The organism is Pseudomonas sp. YuFO8 (genome assembly GCF_035065025.1).
Taxonomy (GTDB): Bacteria; Pseudomonadota; Gammaproteobacteria; order Pseudomonadales; family Pseudomonadaceae; genus Aquipseudomonas; species Aquipseudomonas putida_AE.
Map to the genome: position 1 here is coordinate 1 of NZ_JAXDEQ010000088.1, position 3,383 is coordinate 3,383.

The 3,383-nt window shown below is 51.2% G+C and carries 2 protein-coding genes and 1 pseudogene; all 3 read right to left on the reverse strand.

Features of this window, described 5'->3' with window-relative positions; all coding sequences use genetic code 11:
- Positions 1 to 368: hypothetical protein (locus SOP95_RS31355; protein WP_323609498.1), on the reverse strand; the 368-nt coding region annotated here is incomplete at its 3' end.
- Positions 369 to 439: 71 nt separating this feature from the next.
- Positions 440 to 2,413, reverse strand: coding sequence for a hypothetical protein (locus SOP95_RS31360; protein ID WP_323609499.1), 1,974 nt, complete (start codon positions 2,411 to 2,413; stop codon positions 440 to 442).
- A gap of 17 nt (positions 2,414 to 2,430) precedes the next feature.
- A pseudogene (locus tag SOP95_RS31365) lies at positions 2,431 to 3,383 on the reverse strand (hypothetical protein); the annotation flags it as partial.

Below are 3,383 nucleotides of genomic sequence, written 5' to 3' on the forward strand. Positions count from 1 at the left end.
CGGTACTTGGTCTTCTGGTTTTCCTGGAATTCATGAAAATGAAATGAGTCGATTTTCTTTTCCGGAATTACCGTGACGCCGCCGCCCAGATTGACCTTGAACGTTTCACCGGTGTAAAGCGACAGAATGCGGCTGGTGGGGTGGTACTGTGACAATTGCAGGTTCCAACCTTTGCCGAACCCGCTGTCGCTGGGATTAAGCGGGTTGAAGTTGAGTTGCAATGGAACGACCGGGCCACACAGATTGTTAGCCTTGAGTTCAGGCAGTGAAATGGCACAGGTATATTGGCCGGTGCGCGGATCGACCTGGCCTTGCATGTAGCTCATGAAATTGAAGGCATTGGAGTGAATGGTCGTAGATGTCGACATAGTCATTATCCCTAAAAACAATAGCGTCACGAATATTGATAGGAGCTCTCGCGTTAAACACTTTCAATCCATCAGGATGTAATTCTTAACCTATCTCGACTTGCCCCATCGAAACCGATCCTCACACTGTGTTGCGTCCCGTACTTATCATGGACAATAAGACTCAAATTCGAGCTGAAATCATTTTTCACATACTGCTCGTATCTCCAGTACTCTCGGCGATGCAGGCTGATCAATACCTCACCCTGATTGACAGGGTATAACGGGTTCACGACTTGAGACGGTAATTCCCCGCCCAAACGCCGCCAAAGAATCTCATCGAAGTGCAAAATCTGACGACCTTGGTCATCTTTGTCATTGGGCAACGCATACCCGGTAATACTGTGAACATCCTCAAGCATGGTTTCACTTTCCCATCTGACCATACTTGAGTGCCCGTCAAACTTAACGCTATGTATAGCCACCTGTGCATTATCGATACGTAATTTCATCGAATAATAATCAATGGTACTCAAATCAACGTCATTCTCTGCACCTTCTACTCGATGTGCCCAACGGTCAGGGTCATCACCAAAGGTGAACGCTGCGCGACCTTGTCCGGTGCCTCGATAGGGCTCGACTGCTTCAAGCGTAATGATTTTATTATTGGGTTCACCGTCATCGGGCTTGGCATTTGTATAAAATGTTTGATGGCTGTCGCTGGTAACGCTGGCGGCGATTTTCAATGTACCAATTTCGTGACACTGAACAAAAAACTCCTTGACCCGGATATTAACCAAAGGATTATCCTGGCTCGCCATCGTCGAGACGCGACTTTGATGCGGATACGTCGAGTAACCGGTTTTTTCACGGTTGAAATGCCATTTCCCCCCGGGTGGCACGCCATCCGCTCCAACTTCCGGCAACGGATTTTTTCCGTTTGCCGAGATCAGCCGAATATTTTCAAATTCGGTATCGGATAATTCGCCATCCGTTGGCTTGATTCGAACCACGACTTTGGCATATTGCTGGCCATTGGCATAAACCGTAGGCGGCTCAGCTGGAGTGACTAGAAAATCGAACACATCCAGTTTGGTCCAACTTGATTGTCGGCCATTTGGGATTAAGTGAATGATGCTATAACCGGAAACGATACCCTGGAGTGTGCACTTCACTACACTGTAAGGTTGCTTGATGGACTCTGGTGCGGTGAACAGTCCGTCCTTGACCGAGCCTTCCCCAGCCTCTACTGACCATGTCAACCTATCGCCCGGAATGTCCGGCGGAGCGCTGAACAATGCGCTTTTACCGGCAGGCAAGCCTGGCTGGAACGGCGGAGTGACCATTAACGAGAAGTTTCCGGAACGCAACAGTACGGTGGCAATCGCTACGGACGTGCCATCGCTGACTTCGATCAGCACCGACTCCAGGGTTTTGCCAATTGGCGTGGTCGGCCGCGTGTAGATGGCCTCACTGCCATCGTCCGTCAGCGTGCCCAGGTCGCCCAGGAGCTTCCAGGTCAGGGTGGAGCCGCTCAGGGAGGTGGCCTTGAGCGTAATGCTTTGTCGTTTGTCATCGCCCATGTCCAATTGCAACAGCGAAGGGGTCACGACCAGATTTTCCAGCACCACCGTCACCAACGCGGAGGCCGTAACCTCTTTGCCGGTCACCGAATCGGTATAGGTCGCGGTGACCATGTTTCGCACTGCGTTACCATCGAGCGACATGGCGTCCGGGGCCTCATACTCCGCCGTGTCACCTTTATCAATGATGGTACCCACCGCCCGAGAGCCATCGACATTGCGAACGGTCCAGGTGACTGTCGACGCGCGCCGACCCAGTTGCCGGATGCTGAAATCCTGTTTCTCGCCGGCCTTGACCACGGACAGCAGCGGATCGAGGGTGAAGGTGGTTTCTTTCGGATCGATATGACCGAACATCGCCAGATCGCCGGGAAGTCGGACTTGAGTCAGTTGCAGGGCATTGCTTTCTGGAAACAGTATGTTGCTGATTTGCAGTGTATTTATTGCTGGAAACTCAAACTTCGGAAGCGCCTCGGAAAACACGGCTACTATTGGATCTATTATTGCCTTATCAAGCCTTTGCTCGATAGGATAAGGAATTTTCCCCCCCCACTATTTGGAGGCTCCCAAACTCCTGACATGGCGAGAGAATATCCTGGCTCAAGATCGAAATACACCTTATTCGCACCAGCCTCTTCCAGGACAGGCCTGTAACACACCTTAAAACGACTCCGCACAGGAGCATCATAATAATAATCAATATCTGGCAGTATCATTCTATCTTCATGATAGTGAAACGGAAGAGGTGCATCGTGGTGCCATGATATCTCTAACAGTTGGCCCTCAACAACCTTCACTCCAAGCGACTCAGCCTCCAATGCACTGTACATCTTTATACTCAGCGGGCCGGTGGACTTTAACGACTTTGAACGAGGGTTCCCACTCCAAGCATATTCAAACCCCGGAACATCAAACCCGCCAGCTATGGCTCGCAAAGATCTGGCAATATCGTTTGATTCAGACAAACGCTTGAATCTAAGACCATAACCAATTGCCATTTGCAGATAGTCCTGAAAATACCAATCGAACAGTATCCGACTGGCCAACACCAACGCCCCCGTATAGAGTGGTTTATTGGTTTGCGGATGCCGGTCATTGGGAATCAGGTAATCGAATTCGCCGTCCGAAACATCGTCGCCCTCATCGGGATTCCCTTTGGTACGGACCAGCATCACCACTGCCCCATCGCCATTGTATTCCGGGCCACGGGCCTGAGGTTCGTCGGTCGCCATGGTCCGGATAGAGAATGAGCGTGGCGCCAGCCGATCAGCGTCCTGCAATTGGAGCATGCCCAGTTCATACACGCGGTCTTCAGGCTTTTGTGCCAGGAACAACGCCTTGAAAAAATCCCCCAGGTCCTGCTGTCCCTTGGCGTCGCTCACCAGATTGCAACGACAGTCATAGCCCGCGCCGATATCGACAAGGACACGACCTTGTTCATTGACCGTCCCCT